Source organism: Thermus sp. (assembly GCF_040290245.1).
Lineage (GTDB): Bacteria > Deinococcota > Deinococci > Deinococcales > Thermaceae > Thermus_A.
Map to the genome: position 1 here is coordinate 1 of NZ_PSMQ01000029.1, position 21277 is coordinate 21277.

23 protein-coding genes, 1 tRNA gene and 1 pseudogene are annotated in these 21277 nt (G+C 64.3%); 11 read left to right on the forward strand and 14 right to left on the reverse strand.

Annotation, left to right across the window (positions count from 1 at the left end; all coding sequences use genetic code 11):
* Together C4301_RS05590 and C4301_RS05595 are read left to right on the forward strand one after the other, a co-directional pair.
* On the forward strand, positions 1-707 hold a 707-nt coding region (locus C4301_RS05590), incomplete at its 5' end, for a BamA/TamA family outer membrane protein (protein WP_352414121.1).
* A gap of 13 nt (positions 708-720) precedes the next feature.
* Positions 721-1029: a DUF503 domain-containing protein gene (locus tag C4301_RS05595; RefSeq protein ID WP_352414122.1), complete on the forward strand. Its 309-nt coding sequence runs from the start codon at positions 721-723 to the stop codon at positions 1027-1029.
* Here the strand turns inward: C4301_RS05595 and C4301_RS05600 are convergent.
* The 4 genes from C4301_RS05600 to C4301_RS05615 all read right to left on the reverse strand — a co-directional run bounded on the left by C4301_RS05600 (position 1026) and on the right by C4301_RS05615 (position 4039).
* The gene (locus C4301_RS05600) at positions 1026-2216 is read right to left on the reverse strand and encodes a thiolase family protein (protein ID WP_352414123.1); all 1191 of its coding nucleotides are present in this window, start codon (positions 2214-2216) and stop codon (positions 1026-1028) included. The genes C4301_RS05595 and C4301_RS05600 overlap by 4 nt on opposite strands.
* 15 nt (positions 2217-2231) lie before the next feature.
* Positions 2232-2864 (reverse strand): chromosome segregation protein ScpA, encoded by a 633-nt coding sequence (locus C4301_RS05605; RefSeq protein WP_352414124.1) that lies wholly within the window; start codon positions 2862-2864, stop codon positions 2232-2234.
* Entirely contained in the window at positions 2848-3879 is a 1032-nt protein-coding gene (trpS, locus tag C4301_RS05610) for a tryptophan--tRNA ligase (protein WP_352414125.1), read from the reverse strand. Before trpS ends, C4301_RS05605 begins: the two co-directional genes overlap by 17 nt.
* Before the next feature lie 73 nt (positions 3880-3952).
* Positions 3953-4039: transfer RNA gene (locus C4301_RS05615), tRNA-Leu, on the reverse strand.
* Positions 4040-4232: 193 nt separating this feature from the next.
* On the opposite strand from C4301_RS05615, the gene leuC reads away from it, so the two are divergent.
* From leuC to ilvD, 5 genes are all read left to right on the forward strand, one after another.
* A complete protein-coding gene (gene leuC / locus C4301_RS05620) occupies positions 4233-5645 on the forward strand; it encodes a 3-isopropylmalate dehydratase large subunit (protein WP_352414126.1) in 1413 nt (470 codons plus the stop codon).
* 2 nt (positions 5646-5647) lie between these two features.
* Complete coding sequence (gene leuD, locus C4301_RS05625) at positions 5648-6253, forward strand: 3-isopropylmalate dehydratase small subunit (RefSeq protein WP_352414127.1); 606 nt, start codon at positions 5648-5650, stop codon at positions 6251-6253.
* Positions 6250-7287, forward strand: coding sequence for a 3-isopropylmalate dehydrogenase (leuB, locus tag C4301_RS05630; RefSeq protein ID WP_352414128.1), 1038 nt, complete (start codon positions 6250-6252; stop codon positions 7285-7287). The genes leuD and leuB overlap by 4 nt, the downstream gene beginning before the upstream one ends.
* A 124-nt stretch (positions 7288-7411) precedes the next feature.
* Complete coding sequence (locus C4301_RS05635) at positions 7412-8146, forward strand: SDR family NAD(P)-dependent oxidoreductase (protein ID WP_352414129.1); 735 nt, start codon at positions 7412-7414, stop codon at positions 8144-8146.
* Positions 8143-9804 (forward strand): dihydroxy-acid dehydratase, encoded by a 1662-nt coding sequence (gene ilvD, locus C4301_RS05640; protein ID WP_352414130.1) that lies wholly within the window; start codon positions 8143-8145, stop codon positions 9802-9804. Before C4301_RS05635 ends, ilvD begins: the two co-directional genes overlap by 4 nt.
* Here the strand turns inward: ilvD and C4301_RS05645 are convergent.
* Genes C4301_RS05645 through C4301_RS05685 form a run of 9 tightly spaced genes read right to left on the reverse strand, consistent with a single transcriptional unit; the run spans position 9788 to position 16337 of the window.
* Complete coding sequence (locus C4301_RS05645; protein ID WP_352414131.1) at positions 9788-10174, reverse strand: c-type cytochrome; 387 nt, start codon at positions 10172-10174, stop codon at positions 9788-9790. The two genes, ilvD and C4301_RS05645, sit on opposite strands and share 17 nt — an antisense overlap.
* A 35-nt stretch (positions 10175-10209) precedes the next feature.
* Positions 10210-11229: a polyamine ABC transporter substrate-binding protein gene (locus C4301_RS05650; protein ID WP_352414132.1), complete on the reverse strand. Its 1020-nt coding sequence runs from the start codon at positions 11227-11229 to the stop codon at positions 10210-10212.
* A 2-nt stretch (positions 11230-11231) separates the two neighbouring features.
* Entirely contained in the window at positions 11232-12008 is a 777-nt protein-coding gene (locus C4301_RS05655; RefSeq protein ID WP_352414133.1) for an ABC transporter permease, read from the reverse strand.
* Positions 12005-12865: an ABC transporter permease gene (locus tag C4301_RS05660; RefSeq protein ID WP_352414134.1), complete on the reverse strand. Its 861-nt coding sequence runs from the start codon at positions 12863-12865 to the stop codon at positions 12005-12007. The genes C4301_RS05655 and C4301_RS05660 overlap by 4 nt, the downstream gene beginning before the upstream one ends.
* Positions 12858-13919, reverse strand: coding sequence for an ABC transporter ATP-binding protein (locus tag C4301_RS05665; RefSeq protein WP_352414142.1), 1062 nt, complete (start codon positions 13917-13919; stop codon positions 12858-12860). Before C4301_RS05665 ends, C4301_RS05660 begins: the two co-directional genes overlap by 8 nt.
* 27 nt (positions 13920-13946) lie before the next feature.
* On the reverse strand, positions 13947-15023 hold the full coding sequence (gene rodA / locus C4301_RS05670) for a rod shape-determining protein RodA (RefSeq protein ID WP_352414135.1): 1077 nt from the start codon (positions 15021-15023) through the stop codon (positions 13947-13949).
* Positions 15020-15241, reverse strand: coding sequence for a cell division topological specificity factor MinE (gene minE, locus C4301_RS05675; protein ID WP_352414136.1), 222 nt, complete (start codon positions 15239-15241; stop codon positions 15020-15022). The genes rodA and minE overlap by 4 nt, the downstream gene beginning before the upstream one ends.
* A complete protein-coding gene (gene minD / locus C4301_RS05680; protein WP_352414137.1) occupies positions 15241-16044 on the reverse strand; it encodes a septum site-determining protein MinD in 804 nt (267 codons plus the stop codon). The genes minE and minD overlap by 1 nt, the downstream gene beginning before the upstream one ends.
* Positions 16041-16337 (reverse strand): winged helix-turn-helix transcriptional regulator, encoded by a 297-nt coding sequence (locus C4301_RS05685; protein ID WP_352414138.1) that lies wholly within the window; start codon positions 16335-16337, stop codon positions 16041-16043. The genes minD and C4301_RS05685 overlap by 4 nt, the downstream gene beginning before the upstream one ends.
* Before the next feature lie 84 nt (positions 16338-16421).
* Here C4301_RS05685 and C4301_RS05690 point away from each other — a divergent pair, with 84 nt between their 5' ends.
* From C4301_RS05690 to C4301_RS05700, 3 genes are read left to right on the forward strand one after another with little or no spacing between them, the layout of a single operon-like run.
* On the forward strand, positions 16422-16547 hold the full coding sequence (locus C4301_RS05690; RefSeq protein WP_352414143.1) for a hypothetical protein: 126 nt from the start codon (positions 16422-16424) through the stop codon (positions 16545-16547).
* A gap of 7 nt (positions 16548-16554) precedes the next feature.
* Positions 16555-18099 (forward strand): acyl-CoA mutase large subunit family protein, encoded by a 1545-nt coding sequence (locus C4301_RS05695; protein ID WP_352414139.1) that lies wholly within the window; start codon positions 16555-16557, stop codon positions 18097-18099.
* Positions 18100-18102: 3 nt separating this feature from the next.
* Positions 18103-18498 carry a nuclear transport factor 2 family protein gene (locus C4301_RS05700; RefSeq protein WP_352414140.1) on the forward strand — a complete coding sequence of 132 codons (396 nt, stop codon included), beginning with the start codon at positions 18103-18105 and terminating at the stop codon, positions 18496-18498.
* 40 nt (positions 18499-18538) lie between these two features.
* On the opposite strand, the gene acs is transcribed toward C4301_RS05700, so the two are convergent.
* Complete coding sequence (gene acs / locus C4301_RS05705) at positions 18539-20485, reverse strand: acetate--CoA ligase (RefSeq protein ID WP_352414141.1); 1947 nt, start codon at positions 20483-20485, stop codon at positions 18539-18541.
* Positions 20486-20616: 131 nt separating this feature from the next.
* Between acs and C4301_RS05710 the strand changes: the two are divergent.
* Positions 20617-20997 (forward strand): annotated as a pseudogene (locus tag C4301_RS05710) (helix-turn-helix domain-containing protein); the annotation flags it as partial.
* Between the last annotated feature and the right edge of the window lie 280 nt (positions 20998-21277).

The following is a 21277-nucleotide window of genomic DNA, read 5'->3' on the forward strand; positions in this document are numbered from 1 at the left end:
TGGAGATCTACGATCCCAAGGCCCCTTGCGACGCCACGGACCGGGACCCCAACCGGCGCTGCAACCCCTCCGAGAGCAAGTACGAGGATCCCACCTACGTCAAAACCCTTCTGGAGACCCCAGGCTGGACGGTTCGGCTGGACACCACCTGGAGCTACCTGGACGTGGACAGCCTGCGCTTCCGCACGAAGGGCTATGAGGCCAGCCTGGCCACCGGCTTGGGCCTGTCTTTGCCCGACACCGGGGGGCGGAGCTTCTTCATCCCGGTGGTCCTCACGGGCAAGACCTACCTCCCCCTGGACGAAACCGGGCGGCAGGCCCTGGCCCTCCGGCTCTCCACGGGCACCCTTCTGGGCTCCCCACCCCAGAGCGAGCGGTTCTACCTTTCGGGAAGCGGTGCGGAGGCCTTCACCCTAAGGGGGTACGAGGACCGGAAGTACAGCGGCCTCTCCTTCGCCACCTCCAGCCTGGAGTACCGGTACGACTTCAACCTCTCCCCAGAAGGGGGGACGAACCTTTACGGCATCCTCTTCGGCGACCTAGGCCTTGCGGACAACACCAATGGGGTGAAGTGGAGCCTGGGGTTGGGCTTCCAGCTGGATCTGGACGTCTTCGGGGCCCTCCTTCCCTCCTTGCGCCTAGACTACGCCTTCAGCCCGGAGAACCCCACGGGAAAGCTTCACTTCCGCATCGGCCCCATGTTCTAAAGTAGAGGTGTCCATGAAGGCCTACCTGGGCCTATATACGGCGCGGCTGGAAACCCCGGCACGCAGCCTCAAGGAGAAGCGGGCCCTCATTAAACCCGCCCTGGAGCGGCTCAAGGCCCGCTTCCCCGTCTCGGCGGCCCGGCTTTACGGCCTGGACACCTGGAACTACGAGGTGGTGGGCTTCGCCCTTTTAGGCAACGACCCCCACTGGGTGGAAGAGACCCTACGGCAGGCCGCGGCCTTCCTCTCCGCCCAGGGGGGGTTCGTGGTGGCCTTGGAGGAGGTCCACCTCGAGGCCTTGGAGCTGGACGGCCTGGTCTAAACCAGCTCCACCGCGATCGCCGTGGAACCCCCGGTCCCGTGGCAGATGGCGGCGAGCCCACGGGTCTTCCCTGTGGCTTGCAAGGCGTTGAGGAGGGTGACCAGGATGCGTGCCCCGCTTGCCCCGATGGGGTGGCCTATGGCCACCGCCCCTCCGTACACATTGAGCCGCTCGTACGGCACCTTAAGGAGCCGGTGGAAAAGGACGTTGTTCAGGGCGAAGGCCTCGTTGTTCTCAAACAGGTCAAACTCCTCCACCCGCATCCCAAGCCGGTCCAGAAGGCGCTTCACCGCGGGGATCGGGGCTTCGGGGAAGCGCCAGGCCTCCCCCGCTGCCCAGCTTCCCCCCAGGATGCGGGCGATGGGCCTAAGGCCGTGGGCCTTCACCGCGTCCGCGCTGGCGAGGAGAAGGGCCGCCGCCCCGTCGGAGATCTGGCTGCTGTTCCCCGCGGTCAGAACCCCGTCCTTCCGGAAAGCGGGCCTCAAGGCGGCCAGGGACTCCTGGGTGGTCTCGGGCCGGAGGCCCTCATCCCTTTCCACCCGCTCCACCCCCTTTTTCCCTGGCACCTCCACCGGAACGATCTCCCGGGCGAAGAAGCCCCGCTGGGTGGCTTCCAGGGCCCGGGCGTGGGAAAGGTAGGCGGCCTCGTCCACCTCCGCCCGAGAAACCCCGTAGTCCGAGGCCAGCCGCTCCGCCTGCTCCCCCATGGCCTCACCGCTAACGGGGTCGGAAAGGCCATCCCTCAAAAGGAGATCCTGGAGGGTTTCCGGAGCTCCCATGAGGAACCTGTACCCCCAACGGGCCCGCTGGGAGAGGTAAAACCCTGCCTGGCTCATGGACTCCATCCCCCCCGCCAGGACCAGCTCCGCCTCCTCGGCCCGGATGGCGGTGGCGGCGTTTAAGACCGCCATCATCCCCGAGGCGCAGACCATGTCCACCGCATACCCGTCCACCTCCTTAGGAATGCCCGCCTTTAAAGCCGCCTGTCGGGGTAGAAGCTGCCCATGCCCCGCCCGGAGGACGTTGCCAAAGACGTATAGGTCCAACGCCCCCCCCTCTACGCCCGCCCTTTCCAAGGCCGCCCGCATGGCGTGCGCCCCCAGCTCCACGGGGGAGAGGTCCTTGAAAACCCCTCCAAACCGGCCAATGGGAGTCCTGACCGCGGCTACGACATAGGCTTCCCGCATGCCTCCCTCCGGGCCCTATCCTACCCCAATCTGCCGCCTCGGCTCCACGTAAAGCTCGGCAAAGGGCTTCTCTTGGAAGAGGAAAACCTCCTCGAGGCGAGCCGCCTCCAAAAGGGCCGCGAACCCCACCGCCTTCTCCGGCCAGGTGGAAAGGGGGAGCTCGGAAAACCGCCGCTTCCCGGTAAGGAAGGTGCGAATCCGGGCCCAAACCTCCCTGAGGCCAACCTCCTCTTTGGGTAGGAGGAGCACCACCCGGCGAAAGGCCAAAGCCGCACGGGCCAAGGCGGTTTTGGGCATGCAAAGCCTTCTCGACAAGGGCGGGGGGGAGACGGGAAGAACACGGCTCCGCTTGCGCGCCCGCTCTTCTAAGAAGGCCACCGCCTGGGAGAGGTCCACCAAAACCTGGACCAAGGCCACCTCCTTCTCTTCAGCCTCCCCCCAGGTGGCCTCGGGCCGGAGTTTGTAAACCAGGAGTTCCGCGAGGAAGGGGAGAAGCTCCGCCCGCGCCTTCAGGTCCTCGGGCAGCTGGGCCAGGGCCTGGTCGATGAGGGAGAGGAGGGGAAGGCTCCCCGGACGAAGCCTGCCCCGTTTCAAGGCCTCCTTAAGCTCGAGCGGGCTCCCCTCAAACCCTTCAAACCGAAGCCGCATACACCGGCACCCGACCCGGCCTCAGAAGACCGATCTTCTCCCGCACCTCCTCCATGGTGGAAGCAGCCACGGTCCGGGCCCGGCGTGCCCCTTCCAAAAGGGCGTCCATCACGTACCCAGGGTCCTTGCGCAGGGCTTCTGCCCGCTCCCGTATCGGCCTTAGGGTGCGCATCATGTGCTCAAAGAGGATCTCCTTCACCACCAGCGTCCCCACCCCTGCCCGGCGGTACTCCTCCTTTAGCGCCTCCACAAGCTCCAAAGGCGCGAAGTAGGAAAGGTAGGTGAAGACCACGGTCCTTTCCGGGTCCCCCGGATCGGAGAGCCGGATGCGCTGGGGGTCGTCGGGGAGGTGGCGGATCTTCTCCCAGAGGCTGTTCTCGTCCTCCAAAAGACCGATGGTGTTCCCCAAGGACTTGCTCATCTTAGCCTTGCCGTCCGTCCCGGGAACGCGGGGGGCGTTGGGGTTTAGGTAGGCCTGGGGCTCGGGAAAGGTCTCGCCGAAGAGGCCGTTGAAGCGGCGGGCGATCTCCCGGGTGAGCTCCAGGTGCTGGAGCTGATCCTCCCCCACGGGGACGGTGTCCGCCTTGTAGACCAGGATGTCCGCCGCCTGAAGCACCGGGTACATGAGGAGGCCGGCCCCGATGAGCTCACCCGAACCCAGCCTGGCCGCCTTGTCCTTGAACTGGGTCATGCGGGTCAGGTCCCCCAAAGGGGTAAGGGTGGTGAAAACCCACGAGAGCTCTGTGTGCTCGGGCACATGGGACTGGACAAACAAGGTGACCTTCTCCGGGTCCAGCCCCGCGGCGATGTTCACCAAAGCCGCCTCAAAGGTGCGCTGGGCCAAAAGATCCCTATCGTAGGCGGCGGGATTGGTCAGGGCGTGGTAGTCCACGATGCAGAAAAAGGCCTCCTTGCCCAGCCTCTCCCCCAGCTCCACCCACTGCTTGATGGCCCCCAGGTAGTTGCCGATGTGGATCTCCCCCGTGGGCTGGATGCCGGAAAGAACCCGCTTCATACCGTCTATGCTACGCCAGGGCCGGCCGGGAAGGAAGGGGTCAAAAGTGAAAAGCCCCCCTGCGGGGGCCTTCTGGTGCCGGGGGCGGGACTTGAACCCGCACGCCCTTGCGGGCACATGACCCTGAATCATGCGCGTCTCCCTATTCCGCCACCCCGGCGAGACGCAAGGCTTATGTTAGAGGCTCAAAGGGGGTTCGTCAAGTCTTGACCCAGGGCCCCTTTGCCTTTAGGCTAAGGGGCAATGCGGCGGAGCGCGGCCCTAGTCCTAAGCCCGGGGTGCCCGGGCTAGGGTGGCGCGATGGCCGTACCCCCCGGGCCGAGGCCCGGGGGACTTGTTTAAGGAGGCAGGGAATGGGGAAAAACCTTTACGAGAAAGTCTGGGAAGCCCACGAGGTGAGGAAGCTCCGAAACGGCATGAGCCAGCTCTTTATAGACCTTCACCTCCTGCACGAGGTAACGAGCCCCCAGGCCTTTGGGATGCTCAAGGACCTGGGCCTGAAGGTCCGGTACCCCCACCGCACCTTCGCCACCGTGGACCATATCGTCCCCACCCACGACCGCACGGAGCCCTTTCAGGACCCCCTGGCCCAGGCCATGCTCGAGGCCCTGCGGCAAAACACGAAAGCGCACGGGATCACCTTCTTCGACCTGGGCTCGGGACACCAGGGGATCGTCCACATCGTGGGCCCCCAGGAGGGCCTGACCCAGCCGGGGATGACCATCGCCTGCGGGGATTCCCACACCTCCACCCACGGGGCCTTCGGGGCGATCGCCTTCGGCATAGGCACCACCCAGGTTAGGGATGTCCTCGCCACCCAGACCCTCGCGGCGCAGAAGCTCAAGGTGCGCCGCATCCAGATCGAAGGCCGGCTCGGCCCCGGGGTCTATGCCAAGGACGTCATCCTCCAGATCATCCGCACCCTGGGGGTCAAGGGGGGCTTAGGCTACGCCTACGAGTACGGGGGAAGCACGGTGGAGGCCATGGACATGGAAAGCCGCATGACGCTCTGCAACATGTCCATTGAAGGGGGCGCCCGGGTGGGGTACGTCAACCCCGATGAGACCACCTTCCAGTACCTTAAGGGCCGCCCCTACGCCCCAAAGGGCACGGCCTGGGAGGAGGCCATAAAGCGCTGGAAGGGCTTTGCCTCTGATCCGGACGCGGTCTACGACGATCTGGTCACCTTCCGGGCGGAAGAGATTGCCCCCGTCGTAACCTGGGGGGTCAACCCCGGCCAGGCCATCCCCATAGACGGCCGCATCCCCCTCCTGGAGGAACTCCCGGAGGAGGAGCGGGCCCAGGCGGAAGAGGCCTTGGCCTACATGGGGTTAAAACCCGGCCAGCCCATCAAGGGCGTGCCCATCCAGGTGGCCTTCATCGGAAGCTGCACCAACGCCAGGCTTTCCGACCTGAGGGAGGTGGCCCGCTATCTGAAGGGGCACAAGGTGAAAAAGGGGGTACGGGCCCTGGTGGTGCCGGGTTCGGAATGGATCGCCCAGAAAGCCGAGGAGGAGGGCCTCGCGGAGGTCTTCCGCGAGGCGGGGTTTGAGTGGCGGAATCCGGGGTGTTCCATGTGCTTGGCCATGAACCCGGACCGGCTGCAAGGGGATGAGCTCGCCGCCTCGAGCTCGAACCGGAACTACAAGGGCCGGATGGGAAGCCCAAGGGGACGGACGGTCCTCATGAGCCCGGTCATGGTGGCGGCGGCGGCGGTGGCGGGCGAGATCGCGGACGCCCGGGAGGTCTTCGGCATCCGGAGGTAAACATGCTGGAAAAACTCACCCAGATCAAGGGACGAGCGGTGCCTTTAAGGGGGGAGGACATCGACACAGACCGGATCATCCCGGCCCGGTTCATGAAGGTCCTCACCTTTGAAGGCCTGGGCCAGTATCTTTTCTACGACGAGAGGTTTGACGAGAAGGGCCACCCCAAGCCCCACCCCTTGAACGACCCTCGGTACCAAGGGGCAAACCTCCTTTTGGTAGAGGCGGGCTTCGGTTCGGGCTCGAGCCGGGAGCACGCCCCCCAGGCCATCAAGCGGGCGGGGTTCAAGGCCATCGTCGGGGAGAGCTTCGCAGAAATCTTTTTCAGCAACGCCACCGCCATCGGCCTGCCTTGTGTCACCCTGGCCCCGGAGGATCTCGGGGTTCTTTTCAAGATGGTGGAGGCCGAGCCGGATCTGGAGCTCGAGGTGGACCTGGTCCAAAAGGAGGTCCGGGCCAAGGACCGGGTCTTTCCCCTTTCCATCCCGGAAGGGGCGCGGGAGGCCCTTACCCAGGGGGTTTGGGACCCCATCGGGGAGCTTCTCGAGGCGGAACCGCTTCTGGACGAGTTTGACCGGAGGCTCCCCTACCCCAGGAGGGAAGGATGAGGGTGGCCGTCCTTCCCGGCGACGGGATCGGGCCCGAGGTCACGGAGGCCGCCCTTAAGGTCCTGCGCGCCTTGGACGAACAAGAGGGGCTTGGCCTGGAGGTGGAGGCCTTCCCCTTTGGGGGTGCGGCCATAGAGGTCTACGGGGAACCCTTCCCCGAGCCCACCCAAAAGGGTGTCGCAAACGCCCAGGCCGTGCTCTTGGGCAGCGTGGGAGGCCCCAAGTGGGACCACCTCCCCCGGAGGATCCGGCCGGAAACGGGGCTTTTGGCCCTTAGGAAAAGCCAGGACCTCTTCGCCAACCTCCGCCCCGCCAAGGTCTTCCCGGGCCTGGAAAGGCTTTCCCCCCTTAAAGAGGAGGTCGCCCGGGGGGTGGACATCCTTATCGTGCGGGAGCTCACCGGGGGGATCTACTTCGGCGAACCCCGGGGGATGACGGAGAAGGAGGCCTGGAACACCGAACGCTACAGCAAGCTCGAGGTGGAACGGGTGGCCCAGGTGGCCTTTGAGGCGGCCAAAAAGCGCAGGAAGCAGGTGGCCAGCGTGGACAAGGCCAATGTGCTCGAGGTGGGGGAGTTCTGGAGGAAGACCGTGGACGAGGTCCACGGGCGCTACCCGGAAATCGCCTTGGAGCACCAGTACGTGGACGCCATGGCCATGCACCTGGTCCGTTCCCCCGCCCGGTTTGACGTGGTGGTTACCGGGAACATCTTTGGGGATATCCTCTCGGATCTGGCAAGCGTCCTCCCGGGCTCCTTGGGGCTTCTTCCCTCCGCCTCCTTAGGCCAGGGCACCCCCGTCTTCGAACCCGTGCACGGCTCCGCCCCGGACATCGCGGGCCAGGGGGTCGCCAACCCCACCGCCGCCATCCTGTCCGCGGCCATGATGCTGGAGCACGCCTTCGGCTTGGTAGACCTGGCTAGAAAAGTAGAAAAAGCCGTGGCCCAGGCCCTTTTGGAAACCCCACCCCCCGATCTTGGGGGAAGCGCGAACACGGAGGCCTTTACCCAGGAGGTCCTCCGCCGCCTAAAATAAGGGCCATGATCCGATCCCGCTTGGCCGATCGAAAGAACGGGGCCTCAGGCCCGGGCGGGCAAAACCGGCCCCGCCGGCCAGGCGGAAGGACCCTGGGGTTCCAATCCCCCCCAAAGGAGGGCTCATGAAAAAAACCCTCATCCTCACCGGGGCCAGCCGGGGCATCGGCCGCGCCCTGGCCATGGCCTTGGCCCGGGCCGGGTACAATCTGGTCCTGAATGCGCGCTCAGAAGCCCCTTTACAGGCGGTCCTGGAGGAGGTCCGCTCCCTCGGGGTAGCCGGAAAAGCGGTGGTGGGCAACGCTGCAAAGAGCGAGGTAGCCCGGGCCCTGGTGGCCCAGGCCGAGGCGCTGGGCGGGTTTTTCGGGTACATCCACAACGCCGGGGTCCTTCACCCCGGCCCCCTGGTTTTTGAACTGGCGGAGCCTCTTTTCATGGAGGTCCTCGAGGCCAACCTCCTCGCGGGTTACCAGCTCGCCCGCTTCGCCTACCCCCTTTTGCGCCAACAAGGCGAGGGGGTCGTGGTCTACGTGGGCTCCGGCGCGGCGGAAAGCAACCTGCCTGGCCTTGGGGCCTACGCGGTGGCCAAGGCGGCCGAGGAACACCTGGCCCGGCAGCTCGCCGCCGAGGTGCCCGAGGTGGCCTGCTTCATCTACCGCCCTGGCGTGGTGGAGACGGATATGCAGCGACAGGCCCGGGAGGCCCAGGGGAGCGCGGCCCCTGTCCTCCACCAGGTCTTCAGGGGGTACAAGGAGGGAGGGCTGCTTCTCAGCCCAGAACAGGCGGCCCAGGCCCTGGTCCGCCTCCTCCCCAGGGCCAGGAGCTTTCACGGAAAAATCGCCACCTGGAGGGATGCATGAGGTCAGACCGGATTAAAAAAGGACTGCAACAGGCCCCCGCCCGGAGCATGCTCCGGGCGGTGGGCGTGGGGGATGAGGACTTCGAAAGGCCCTTTGTAGGCGTGATCAACACCTTCACCGACGGAATGCCCTGCAACCTCCACCTGCGCGAGCTCGCCCTCGATCTAAAGGCAGGCCTCAGGGAGGCAGGGCTCGTGCCCTTTGAGTTCGGAGCCCCCGCCATCTCCGACGGGATCAGCATGGGGACCCCGGGCATGCGGGCCAGCCTGGTTAGCCGGGAGGTCATCGCGGACAGCACGGAGCTCGTGGCCCAAGGCTACCTCTATGACGCCATGGTGGGGCTTTCCGCCTGCGACAAGACCATCCCCGGCACCGCCATGGGGGTGATCCGAAGCGGGGTTCCTGGGATGGTCCTCTACGGGGGGACCATCGCCCCAGGGATCTGGAACGGGCGCAAGCTCACCATCGTGGAGGTCTTTGAGGCGGTGGGCCAAAGGGCCGCGGGCAGGATATCGGAGGAGGCGCTTCTGGAGATCGAGCGCCGGGCCATCCCCGGCCCTGGGGCCTGCGGAGGGCAGTACACGGCCAACACCATGGCCATGGCCCTCGAGGCCCTCGGCCTCTCCCCTTTGGGCTACAACGCCATCCCCGCCGTCCACCCCGAAAAGCCGCCGGCCACCAGGGAGGCGGCCAAAACCCTGGCCTGGGCCATCGCGCACGACTGGAAACCCAAGGACTTCCTCACCCGGAGGAGCTTCTTAAACGCCATCGCCGCGGTGGCCGCCACGGGAGGAAGCACCAACGCCGTGCTCCACCTCCTGGCCCTGGCCAAGGAGGCAGGGGTAGAGCTCTCGCTGGACGATTTTGACCAGGTCTCCCGCAAGACCCCGGTCATCGCCGACCTCAGGCCCTGGGGTACCTATACCGCCTGGGAGCTTTACGAAGCAGGGGGCACGGCTCTGGTCTTCCGGCGCCTGTTGGAGGCCGGCCTCCTCTACGGCGAGGAAAAGACCCTTACAGGCCGCACGTTGGCGGAGGAGGTGGAAAAAGCGTACCGGGAGCAGGAGGGGCAGAAGGTTGTGGTCCCAGCGGAAAAGGCTTTCAAACCCCATGGAGGCCTGGTCGTCCTCAGGGGCAACCTCGCCCCCCGGGGAGCGGTTTTGAAGCTTGCGGGTACGGAACGAACCTTCTTTGAAGGGCCAGCCCGGGTTTTTGACTCGGAGGAAGCCGCCATGGAGAAGGTCCTCAAGGGCGAGATCCGTCCCAAAGACGTGGTGGTCATCCGCTACGTGGGGCCTAAAGGAGCCCCGGGCATGCCGGAGATGCTCTCCGTGACAAGCGCCATCGTGGGCGAGGGCCTGGGGCCGGAGGTGGCCCTCCTTACAGACGGCCGGTTCTCGGGCGGGACGCGGGGCCTGATGATCGGCCACATCGCCCCCGAGGCCTTCGTGGGCGGCCCCATCGCCCTTTTGCAGGAGGGGGACCGGGTGCGGATCGACGTGGAAAACCGGGTTTTGGAGGTCCTCCTTCCCGAAGAGGAACTGGAAACGCGAAAGAAGGGCTGGAAACCCCGCCCCCCCGCCTTTACCCATGGCCTGTTCGCCCGGTACGCCCGGCTCGTCCGCCAGGCGGACGAGGGGGCTATCTTGGAGGACTAGGCCGCTTCACCTCCTCCGGGGCAAGGGGCCTCTCCCGTTCTTTGCGCACCTCTTCGGGGGTAAACGGGCTGGCCTTGACCCCAAGAAGGCTCAGGACCTGGTTCAGGGCCTGGGCCACTTCCTCGTCCTTGAGATGAGCGAAGCCCGGCATCAAGAGGGTCTCGGTTTTCCGCCCATAAAGGACCACCTGAACCAGGTAGCGCCGGCCCTCAGGGGTCTCAAAAAGCCGGTCCTTCAAGAGGGCAGAAAACCCCGGGTAGGGCCGGGCGCCCTGCCCCCTTTCCCCGTGGCACTGGACGCAGAACCGCTGGTAGGGGCCCGTCTGGGCCAGGGCCAAGGAGAGAAAAAAAGCCCAGGCCAAGGATCGCATAAAACCAGTTTACCGCTTCTCAGGACCCCCGGCCTTTAGCGCGCCTTTACCTCCGTCCAAACCCGATCGTAAAGCTGGATGGCCGGGCCTAGGTCCTTGAGGTATTCCAGCTTCCTCCGCACCGCCTCCGGTGGATAGACCGCGGGGTTATTGAGAAGAACCTTATCCAGATAGGGCTTGGCCGCGGCCACCGGGGAGGCGTAGCGGGTGTAGTTGGAGATCTCCGCGGCGATTTTGGCCTCGAGGAGAAAGTTCACAAACCTGTAGGCCAGCGCCTGGGCCGGCCCCCGCTTGAGAATGACCAGGGCATCCGTCCAGATCGTTCCCCCTTCCTTGGGTAAGGCGTACTTTAGACGCCCGTCCTCCTTTTGCCCTTGGAAAACATCCCCCGAGTAGGCCAGGGAAAGGGCGGCATCCCCCCCCAGGATGCGGTTGATGGCCTCCACGCCCCCGGCGAAGCCCAGGCTCCGCTTCTTAGCCTCGATGAGAAGGGTTTTCGCCTTTTCCAGAGCCATGGGGTCCGTGGTGTTCACCGAGTAGCCGAGGTACTTCAAAGCCGCCCCGATGGTCTCCCGCATCTCGTCCAGGAGGAGAAAAGAGCCCACCTGTCGCTTAGGGTCAAAGAAGGCGGCATAGGAGTCCACCCTGCCCTTCACCCGATCCTCTCGGTAGGCGATCCCCGTCGTCCCCCACTGGTACGGAACGGAGTACCTCCCCCCAGGGTCATAGGGGGGGCTTTGAAAAGCGGGGTCCAGGTTTTTCAAGTTGGGAAGCCGCTTCTTGTCCAAGGGGGCGAGGAGGCCCAGGCGGGCCATCTGGAGGATGTAGTAGTCCGGGGCCACCACCAGGCTGTACGCCCGGTCGGCGCCCGCGCGAAGCTTGGCCAGCATGGCCTCAGGGGACTCAAAGGTGTCCAGAACCACACGGACCCCTTCCCGCTTCTCAAAGGCCCGGATGACCGATTCCGGAATGTAATCGGCCCAGTTCAAAAAGTACAGGGTGGACTGGGCCAGGCTGAACCCCAAAAGAAGACCAAGCGCGAGGGCCTTCCTCATCCTCACCTCCTCTTCAAGACTATACGACCCACCAGGAGCAAAAGGGCGCTCACCAGGATCAAAAGGGTGGAGAGGGCGTGGACCTTGGGGTTTACCCCCAGCTTCACGCTGGAGTAGATGTAAAGGGGAAGGGTGGTGGCCCCGGGGCCTGCGGTGAAAAAAGTCACCACGAAGTCGTCCAAAGACAAGGTGAGGGCAAGGAGCGCCCCCGAGAGAACTGCAGGCCAGACCAGGGGAAACGTCACATGCCAAAAGGTCTTCCACCCCGTAGCCCCAAGGTCCCGGGCGGCCTCCTCGAGGCCCGGGTCCAAAAGGAGGAGCCTGGACCGAACCACCAAGGCCACGAAGGGAAGCTGAAAGGTAATGTGCCCGAGGATAACGGTGCCCAGGGAAAGCTGGGGAAACCCCAGGGCCTCCCGGCTGAAGGCGAACAGGAGGAGAAGGCTGATCCCCATGACCACGTCCGGGACCACCACGGGAACGTAAAGGAGATAGCGAAGAAACGAGGACAGGCCAAACCGGTACCGCACAAGCCCCAAGGCCAAAAGGGTCCCCAAAAGGGTGGAGACCAGGGTGGAGACCAGGGCCACCAGCAGAGTATTTAGGAGATACTCCAGAATTCGAGGGTCTTGGAAAAGCGCCCGGTACCAGTCCAAAGTGAAGCCGGTAAACCGCACACCACGGCGGCTTTCGTTAAAGGAAAGGGCCGCGATGACCAGAAGGGGCAGGTATAAAAAGGCATAGACCAACGCCGCATGAAGGTCCAAAACCCGCCTCATACCAGCTCGTCCAACCCCCTTTCCCCCTGAAGCCTCGAGTAGGCGTACAGGGCCAGGAGGACAAAGGCCATGAGGACCACGCTCAAGGCCGCCCCGAAGGCCCAGTCCCGAACCAGGCCGAACTGCTGCTGAATGAGGTTGCCGATGAGGACCACCCGGCCCGCCCCCAAAAGGTCGGAGATCACGAACGTGCCCATGGCGGGGATTAGGACCAAAACCGCCCCCGCGAAAAGACCGGGGTAGGTCTGTGGCAAAACCGCGTGCACAAACCCCTTTAAGGGGCTTGCCCCGAGGTCGTAAGCGGCCTCGAGGAGCTGCCAGTCGATCCGCTCCACCGCCGCGTACAAAGGCAGGACGAAAAACGGCAGATAGGTGTAGACCGTAGCCAGAAGAACCGCCCAGTAGGAGGGGTAAAGCTCCCAAGGCCCCAGGTGGAGAAGGCTGAGAAGGGCGTTGACCACCCCCTCCCTTTGGAGGAGGACCAGCCAGGCGTAGACCCGGATGAGAAAATTCGTGAGGAAGGGAAGGATGAGGAGGAAGAGGAGGAGGTCCTTTAAGGGGTGGCGGGCAAGGTAAAAGGCCAGGGGCAGGCCCAGCAAAACCGCCCCCAAGGTGGTCAGAAGGCCCAGGCCCAGGCTCCTCAAAAAGACCTCGAGGTAAAGGGGATCCAAAAGGCGAAGGTAGTTCGCAAAGCGCAAAGGCCCGGTAAGTTCACCGTAGGGCCCCCTCTGGAGAAAGGAGGCGTACAGGACGAGGGCTGTGGGGAGGAGGACGAAAAGCAGCATCCAGAATGCCCCCGGAACCACCGTAACGAGGAGCCGGAGAAAGCGGAGCCCAGGGGTCGCCGCCTCATTCATAAAGGACCACCAGGTTTTCCGGGGGAAGGTAGCAGTATACCTCCTCCCCGTAGTCAAACTCCTCTGACCCCGGCTCCTGCAGGTCCTGGTTTAGGGTGTAGGCCAGAAGGGGATGGCTGTTCGCCTGCAGAAGGTACTGGTTCTCCGCCCCCGTGTAGACGATCTCCGAGACCCGGGCCCGGACCAGGTTGGGCAGGGGCGGCGGCGTCTTATACAGGCGTATCTTCTCCGGACGGATCGCGAGCTCCCCCGGGGCGGAAAGGGGGTGCAAAAGGCGGAGCAGGCCCAGGGGGGTCTCTGCCCCTTCGGGATGGGGCCTTGCGGGAATGAAGTTGCTCCGCCCCAAAAACTCCGCCACGAAACGATTCCGCGGCCGTTCATAGACCTCTTCGGGCAGGCCGAGCTGCTCCACTTTGCCCTCCCGCATCACGGCAACCCGGTCGGACATCACCAAAGCCTCCTCCTGGTCGTGGGTGACGAAGATGAAGGTGGTGCCAAGCCGCCTTTGAAGCTGCATCAGCTCCACCCTCAGCTCCTGGCGGAACCTGGCATCTAAAGCGGAAAGGGGCTCGTCCAAGAGGAGCACCAAGGGCTCCAGCACCAAAGCCCGGGCCAGGGCCACCCGCTGCTTCTGACCGCCGGAAAGCTGGTGGGGAAACCGCCTCTCCAGCCCTAAAAGCCCCACGAGCTCCAAAGCCCAGGCCACCCTCTTGCGAACCTCCCCCTCGGAAGCCCCCTTCATCCTCAAGCCAAAGGCCACGTTTCCCTCCACGGTCATATGGGGAAAAAGGGCGTAGTTTTGAAAAACCGTGTTCACCGGCCTCCGGTAAGGGGGAACGCCCGCCATATCCTGGCCCGCGATCTCCACCCTTCCCTCATCCGGGGCTTCAAACCCCGCGACCAGGCGAAGGAGGGTGGTCTTTCCGCACCCCGAGGGCCCCAGCAGGCTCAAGAACTCTCCCTTTTGCACCTCCAGGTCCACCCCGTCCACCGCCCGGACCGGCCCATAGGACTTCCGCACTCCTAAAAGCCGCACCACCCTGTCCACGGCCAGAGTTTACAGAAACTGGGGCCTAGGGGGTCATATCCCCCTGAGGCGGTCGCGATGGAGGAGGAGGGCCACGCCGAGCATCAGAAAGGTCATCACCAGGCTGCTGCCCCCGTAGGAAAAAAGGGGAAGGGTCAGGCCCGTAACGGGCAGAACCCCCAAGGCCACCCCGATGTTCGCCACCACCTGAAACCCCAAAACCCCTCCGATCCCCGAAAGGACCAGCCGGTCGGAAAGGCGAGGAGACTCCAGGGCCATGGCGAAAAGGCGGAGAAGAAGGAGGAGGTACAAGGCCAAAACCCCCACCGCCCCCACAAACCCCCACTCCTCGGCCAAGACGGCAAAGATGAAGTCCGTATGGCGGAAGGGCACGAAGCCCAGCTGGCTCTGGGTCCCCTGGCCATACCCTTTGCCCAAGAACCCCCCGGAGCCGATGGCGATGGTGGACTGGATGACCTGGAAGCCCTGGCCCAAGGGGTCCCGGTAGGGATCCAAAACGATCAAGACCCGCTCCCTCTGGTAGGGCTTAAGATGGGGCCAGACCACGGTGGGGGTCAGGACTAGAACCAAGATGAACCCCAGGAGGAGGTGCTTTCCGGGCAGGCCCCGGACCCATAGGACAGCAAACGCACCGAACAGGATGACCAGGGTCATCCCCAGGTCCGGCTCCACCCAGACCAACCCCACCACCGGCAAGGCCAAGGCCAGGGGCAGGGCATAGTCCCATCCCCTCTGGATGGGGTGGTTTTCCAGGGCCTTGCCCAGGGCGAGAAGAAGGGTGATCTTGGCAAACTCCGAGGGCTGGAACTGGAAGGGGCCGAAGACAAACCAGGCCTTAGCCCCGTTGATCTCCCGCCCCACCACAAGCACCAAGGCCAAAAGGAGCAAAGAGGCGACGTAAAGGGGATAGGCCCAGGCGAACAACCGTTTTCGATCCGCAAACTGGACCAAAACCAAGACGATAATCCCAAGCCCCAAAGCCACCCCCTGGCGGACAAGGAGGCTGGGATCGGGGGCGGCGCTTTTCAAGTTAAAAAGGCCGAAGCCACTGATCGCAGCCACCAAGGCGAGGAGGCTCCAGTCGTAGGCCAGAAGGTTTGGGCGGGTCATCGGAGGGGGATATCGGCCACGAGAACCATCCGGCCCCCCCGCTCCTCCAGGGCCACAGAAAGCCCCTCCTCGTGGGCGGGGAAGTAGCGCTTTAACACTTCAAGGAGATCCTGCTTTAAGGCCTCCACCAACCCGGGGGGCAGGCTTGCCCGATCGTAGGCCAAAACAAGCTTGAGCCTCTCCTTGGCCTTGTCCTTGCTCTTCCCGCGCCACCACATCACCCACCCCCAAAAAGGCGCCGGAGGACACCCAAAAACCCCGGGGAGGCCTCGAGGTTCTTAAAAGGAACCTCCTCCCCCCGGATCCGCCGGGCCATGTCCAAAAAAGCCTGGGCGGCGGGACCCATCCCTTTGAGGACCAAAGGCTCTCCCTGGTTGGTGGAGATCAGGACGCCCTCGTCCTCGGGAATGATGCCGATGGGCTTCAAACCCAGGATCTCCACCACATCCTCTACGGAAAGCATATCCCCCTTGGCCACCATCCTAGGCCGCAGGCGATTGATCACGAGGAGGTTCTCCCGGATCTCCCGAGCCTCCAGAAGGCCGATGATCCGGTCGGCATCCCGGACGCTGGAAACCTCGGGGTTGACGACCACCAAAGCCCCTTCCGCCGGAGTGGCGGCGGTCTGAAAGCCCTTCTCGATCCCCGCCGGGGAGTCGATCAAAACCCGGTCAAACCCCTCCTCGGTAAGGAGATGCTGGACGAGGGCCCGGAACCGCTCTGGGTCCAAGGCCTCCTTGTCCTTGGTCTGGGAGGCGGGAAGGAGGTAAAGGTTTTCCACCCGCTTGTCCCGGATAAGGGCCTGGCGGGCCCTGGCCCGTCCCTCCAGCACGTCGATCAGATCAAAGACCACCCGGCCCTCGAGGCCCATGACCACATCCAGGTTCCTTAGCCCCACGTCCACGTCGATGACCGCCACCTTCTCCCCCAGCTTGGCCAAGCCCGCACCGAGGTTGGCGGTGGTGGTCGTCTTCCCCACCCCGCCTTTTCCTGAGGTCACTACGATCGCCCTGGCTTTCACTCTTCCCCCTCCCAGATGGAATCCATTTGTTCAAAGAAATTCAAAACCCTTTTCCCCCGCGGGGTCAGAATGTATTCTACCCGAGGCGGCACCTCGGCGAAGGCCTCCCGGCGGACAAAACCCAAAGCGGAGAACTCCCTGAGCCTCTCCGAAAGCGTCCTGGGGGCCATGCCCAAGCGGGCCTCGAGGTCGGAAAACCGGATCGGCCCCTGGGCCAATGCGTCCAGGACTTCGAAAGCCCCCCGCCGGGAGATCACTCTTAGGACCTTGCGGGAAAGGCGCGAAGGAGGCATGGGCCCATGCTACGCCATCCTCCAGCAGGCTTTCAACCGAGGAAGCATCGCCTGAGAAAGGGGGAATCTGCTACTCTGAGGGGGATGAGGCCGGACTGGAAAGACGTTTTAGCCATGGTCCTGGCTGCCTACAGCCTGATCCTTCCCCCCGTTCTGGCGATTTTGGGCCTTCTCCTCCTGGTCGTTTTCCTCCTGCGGCTTTTGGTATAAAGGCGGTATGGAAGGCCTGTTTGAATCCCTTCCGCCGGACTACCAGGCAAAGCTGGGCCGGCCTGGGGAGTACCCCTTTACCCGGGGCATCTACCCCCGGATGTACCTGGACCGCCTTTGGACCATGCGCCAGTACGCGGGGTTTTCCACCGCAGAGGAGTCCAACGCCCGTTACCGATACCTCCTTTCCCAGGGGCAGACCGGGCTTTCCGTGGCCTTTGACCTTCCCACCCAGCTGGGCCTGGACCCCGACCACCCCATGAGCCTGGGGGAGGTGGGCCGGGTGGGGGTCTCCATCGCCACCCTCGAGGACATGGAGAAGCTCTTCGACGGCATCCCCCTGGACAAGGTCTCCACCAGCATGACCATCAACGCCCCCGCCATGATGCTCCTCGCCCTTTACCTTTTGGTGGCCGAAAAACAAGGGGTCCCTTGGGAAGAGGTCTCGGGTACGGTGCAAAACGACATCCTCAAGGAGTACTTCGCCCGGGGGACCTACATCTACCCCCCAGGCCCCTCCATGCGCCTGGTCACCGACATCTTTGAGTTCTGCGCCCGGCACGTGCCCCGGTGGAACACCATCAGCATCTCCGGCTACCACATCCGGGAGGCAGGCTCCACCGCGGCTCAGGAGATCGCCTTCACCCTGGCGGACGGCAAGGCCTACGTACGGGCGGCCTTAGAGCGGGGCTTGGACGTGGACCGATTCGCCCCCCGGCTCTCCTTCTTCTTCGCCGCCCACAACGACCTCTTCGAGGAAGCCGCCAAGTTCCGCGCGGCCCGGAGGCTTTGGGCCCGGATCATGCGGGAGGAGTTCAAGGCCAAAGACCCCAGGAGCTGGATGCTCCGCTTTCACACCCAGACCGGGGGCTCTACTTTGACCGCCCAGGAGCCCCTGAACAACGTGGTTCGCACCGCCTACCAGGCCCTGGCCGCGGTCTTGGGGGGTACGCAGAGCCTCCACACCAACGCCTACGACGAGGCCCTGGGCCTGCCTACGGAAAAAAGCGCCCTCCTCGCCCTTCGCACCCAGCAGATCCTGGGCTATGAGAGCGGGGTTACCCGGGCCGTGGACCCTCTGGGGGGGAGCTTCTATGTCGAGCACCTTACAGAGGAGCTGGAAAACGAGGCGGAAAGGCTTCTCCGGGAGATCGACGCCCTGGGGGGGGCCGTGGCGGCGGTGGAGGCGGGGTTTTTCCAAAAGGCCCTGGAGGAGTCCGCCTGGCGGTTCCAGAAGGAGGTGGAAGAAGGCAGGCGGATCATCGTGGGGGTGAACCGCTTCTTTGACCCGGATAGCCCCCTCAACGAACCCGTCTCCGTCCAGCGGATAGATCCGGAGCTTCACGAAAAGCGTAAGCGGGAGCTCGAGGCCTTCAAGGCGAACCGGGACGGGGAAAGCGTCCGGATCGGCCTAGAAAGCCTGCGCCAAGCGGCAAGAGGAGCGGAAAACCTCTTCCCCTATGTGCTGGAGGCCTTCCGCCGCCGGGCCACCTTGGGGGAGGTCTGCGGGGTGCTCCGGGAGGAGTGGGGGGAGTACCAGCCCTCGAGGTGAGGCATGGAAGAAGGCGAACTCTGGGCCTTTTTGGAAGAGCACCTCAGAAGCATCTACGAGGGGGACTGGGCCACCTACGAGGCCACCACACATGAGGAGCTTTCCCTCTACGAGTGGTTCGTGGCCCCTCACCGGCTGGACGGCCTCCCCTTCCACCGCTTTATGCTGGAGAACCAATGGGCCACCCGGGGAAGACCCTACCGGCTGGACCTTTTAGAAAAGCGGCTCCAGCGCTACAAGGACGTGGCCATCTTCAGCTACACCCTCCTTGTCACCGTGGAGGGCGATGGCCTCCGCCACTTTGCGGTGAACGAAAGCCGGGTGGCGGTGCGCTTTCCCGAGGGGTGGAAGGTGGTCCACGTGCACAAAAGTCCGGCGGGGGCAGGCCTCTCCTTGTAAACCAAGACCCCCGGGCCGGGGCGGGGGTCTTTTCAGCCCTTTACGCTCCCTCTTTGAGCTTTTCCACCACCGAGCGGTCCTCGAGGGTGGAGGTATCCCCCTTGATCTCCTGCTCCCCAGCCGCGATCTGGCGGAGGAGCCGGCGCATGATCTTGCCCGAGCGGGTCTTGGGCAAGGCCTCTGTGAAGCGGATCTCATCGGGGCGGGCAATGGGGCCGATCAGCTTGGCCACATGGGCCTTGAGCTCGTCCCTTAGAGCCTCCGAAGGGGGGAAACCCTCCTTCAGGGTCACGAAGGCCACGATGGCCTCCCCTTTGATGGGGTCAGGCCGGCCCACCACCGCGGCCTCGGCCATGGCCGGATGGGCCACCAGGGCGGACTCGAGCTCCATGGTGCCCAGGCGGTGCCCGGCCACGTTCAGCACATCGTCCACCCGGCCCAGGATCATGTAGTATCCATCCTCATCCCGCTTGGCCCCGTCCCCGGTGAAGTACCTACCCGGGTGCTGGCTGAAGTACTGCTTGATGAACCGCTCCGGATCCCCCCAGACGGTGCGGAGCATGCTGGGCCAGGGCCGCTCGATCACCAGGTGCCCCCCCTCATCCGGGTTCTGGACCGGATGCCCCTCTGCATCCAGGATCTCCGGCTTGACCCCGAAGAAGGGCTTCCCCGCATGCCCGGGCTTCATGGGATGGACCCCCGGCAGGGTGGTGATCAGGATCCCCCCCGTCTCCGTCTGCCACCAGGTGTCCACGATGGGGCACCTCTCCTTCCCGATCACCCGGTAGTACCAAAGCCAGGCCTCGGGGTTGATGGGCTCGCCCACCGTTCCCAGAAGCCTCAAGGAGTCCAGGCGGTGCTTTAAGGGCCACTGCTCGCCCCATTTCATGAAGCTCCGGATGGCGGTGGGAGCAGTATAGAGAATGGTCACCCCGTACTTGTCCACGATGCGCCAGAACCGGTCAGGCTCCGGCCAGTTGGGGGCTCCTTCGTACATCACCACGGTAGCCCCGTTCTGCAAGGGACCATACACGATGTAGGAGTGGCCGGTCACCCAGCCCACGTCCGCCGTGCACCAGTAGACATCCTCGTCCTTCAGGTCAAAGACGAGTCTGGTGGTGTAGTAGGTGTAGACCGCATAGCTCCCGGTGGTGTGCAAAACCCCCTTGGGCTTTCCCGTGGAGCCGGAGGTGTAGAGGATGAAAAGGGGGTCCTCCGCCTCCATGGGTTCCGGCTCACAGCGGTCCTCCACCGCCTCCATGAGCTCGTGGTACCAGTGGTCCCGGCCCGGGGTCATGGGCACCTCCTCACCAGTGCGGCGGACCACCACCACGTGTTGGATGCTCGGCGCGTCCTGAAGCGCCTCATCGGCGTTCCGCTTTAAGGGGACGATCTGGCCCCTGCGGAACCCCCCGTCCGCCGTGATAAGGACCTTGGCCTCGGCGTCCTTAATTCTCTCCGCGAGGGCGCTTGCAGAAAAGCCGCCGAAGACCACCGAGTGGACCGCCCCGATCCGGACGGTGGCCAGCATGGCGATGACCGCCTCGGGGATCATGGGCAGATAAATGGTCACCCGGTCGCCCTTCCTTACCCCCAGACGCTTTAGGACGTTGGCGAACTTCTGCACCTCCCGCCAAAGGTCGTAATACGTGAGGACCCGCTCCTCCCCAGGCTCCCCCTCCCAGATAAGGGCGGCCTTGTTCCGGCGGCCGTTTTGCACATGCCAGTCCAAACACGTGTAGGAAAGGTTGAGCTTCCCCCCCAGGAACCACCTAGGGTGGGGAAGCTCCCCCTCGAGCACCTTCTTGGGCGGCTCAAACCAAGGCAGCTCCTGGGCCACCCGGCCCCAGAACCCCTCGGGGTCCTCGAGGCTTTCCCGGTAGAGGCGTTCGTACTCCTCCAGAGAGTTGATGTGGGCCTGGGCTTTGAACGCCTCGCTGGGGTAAAAGACCCGCCCCTCCTTAAGCAACACTTCTATCCTTTCCATGCCCTCCCTCCTTAGGGTTTAAGGTAGGAGAAAGGGCTTCCTACGTCAAGAAACCCCTCTTTTTGCACATATCGAAAAAAGCCCTCCTTTCTTGACGACCCGCCTGTCCCTTCTCAGAATGCCCTATACAGATGCCCCGTCGCCTCTCCACAGCCCGGCAGGCCCTTAGGGTCCTGGCCTACCTCCTGACCCACCCTGAAGGGGTGGTGGCCCAGGAGGTGGCCCAGATTCTGGGCAAGAGCCTGACCACCGCCTACGCCCTTTTGAATAGCCTGGTGGACGAGGGCTTCGCAAAGAAGACGGAACGGGGGTATCGGCCCCGGATCTTCCCGCAGGAAAAGGGGACGGATCTAGGGGAGGCCTTGGAGGAACTGTACTTAAGAACCCGGGAACGCTCCTACCTCGTCCTTCTGGACCCCCAGGGCCCTGTCCTTCTCACCCGGGGTCGCCAGGGCCAGCCCCACCCCCTCGGGGAAACCCTGCCTAAGGAGTGGCACGCCCTGGCCCTGGGAAGCCGCTACGCTTTCGCAGGATATCCTCAAAGCGTTTCAGGTAGCCGTAGGTACGTGGGTAATCTTGCTGCAGGCGCGTCTCGGGGTAGGCTCTGTTTGGCTGGTCTGGGTCTTGAGGCACGATGATCCACGCGGATGGCTCCGCCCGCCACCGCTTCACATCCCGCCCGCGCAGGAGCGGATAAAGCAGGTCGGGCTCAATGGGCTCGGTCACCTCGTCCACTTTGATCTTCGCGCCTTCGGTGATATTCTGCACCACCACCAGCCCATCGGGGCGCTT

Coding starts and splice junctions, on each gene's coding strand:
- C4301_RS05655 (WP_352414133.1), bottom strand. CDS start 12,008: ATGAGGCGGGTTTTGGACCTTCATGCGGCGTTGGTCTATGCCTTTTTA.
- ilvD (WP_352414130.1), top strand. CDS start 8,143: ATGAGGTCAGACCGGATTAAAAAAGGACTGCAACAGGCCCCCGCCCGG.
- rodA (WP_352414135.1), bottom strand. CDS start 15,023: ATGACCCGCCCAAACCTTCTGGCCTACGACTGGAGCCTCCTCGCCTTG.
- acs (WP_352414141.1), bottom strand. CDS start 20,485: ATGGAAAGGATAGAAGTGTTGCTTAAGGAGGGGCGGGTCTTTTACCCC.
- C4301_RS05600 (WP_352414123.1), bottom strand. CDS start 2,216: ATGCGGGAAGCCTATGTCGTAGCCGCGGTCAGGACTCCCATTGGCCGG.
- C4301_RS05595 (WP_352414122.1), top strand. CDS start 721: ATGAAGGCCTACCTGGGCCTATATACGGCGCGGCTGGAAACCCCGGCA.
- C4301_RS05695 (WP_352414139.1), top strand. CDS start 16,555: ATGGAAGGCCTGTTTGAATCCCTTCCGCCGGACTACCAGGCAAAGCTG.
- C4301_RS05645 (WP_352414131.1), bottom strand. CDS start 10,174: ATGCGATCCTTGGCCTGGGCTTTTTTTCTCTCCTTGGCCCTGGCCCAG.
- leuD (WP_352414127.1), top strand. CDS start 5,648: ATGCTGGAAAAACTCACCCAGATCAAGGGACGAGCGGTGCCTTTAAGG.
- C4301_RS05605 (WP_352414124.1), bottom strand. CDS start 2,864: ATGCGGCTTCGGTTTGAAGGGTTTGAGGGGAGCCCGCTCGAGCTTAAG.
- C4301_RS05635 (WP_352414129.1), top strand. CDS start 7,412: ATGAAAAAAACCCTCATCCTCACCGGGGCCAGCCGGGGCATCGGCCGC.
- C4301_RS05660 (WP_352414134.1), bottom strand. CDS start 12,865: ATGAATGAGGCGGCGACCCCTGGGCTCCGCTTTCTCCGGCTCCTCGTT.
- leuC (WP_352414126.1), top strand. CDS start 4,233: ATGGGGAAAAACCTTTACGAGAAAGTCTGGGAAGCCCACGAGGTGAGG.
- C4301_RS05700 (WP_352414140.1), top strand. CDS start 18,103: ATGGAAGAAGGCGAACTCTGGGCCTTTTTGGAAGAGCACCTCAGAAGC.
- trpS (WP_352414125.1), bottom strand. CDS start 3,879: ATGAAGCGGGTTCTTTCCGGCATCCAGCCCACGGGGGAGATCCACATC.
- C4301_RS05650 (WP_352414132.1), bottom strand. CDS start 11,229: ATGAGGAAGGCCCTCGCGCTTGGTCTTCTTTTGGGGTTCAGCCTGGCC.
- leuB (WP_352414128.1), top strand. CDS start 6,250: ATGAGGGTGGCCGTCCTTCCCGGCGACGGGATCGGGCCCGAGGTCACG.
- C4301_RS05685 (WP_352414138.1), bottom strand. CDS start 16,337: ATGCCTCCTTCGCGCCTTTCCCGCAAGGTCCTAAGAGTGATCTCCCGG.
- C4301_RS05690 (WP_352414143.1), top strand. CDS start 16,422: ATGAGGCCGGACTGGAAAGACGTTTTAGCCATGGTCCTGGCTGCCTAC.
- minE (WP_352414136.1), bottom strand. CDS start 15,241: ATGTGGTGGCGCGGGAAGAGCAAGGACAAGGCCAAGGAGAGGCTCAAG.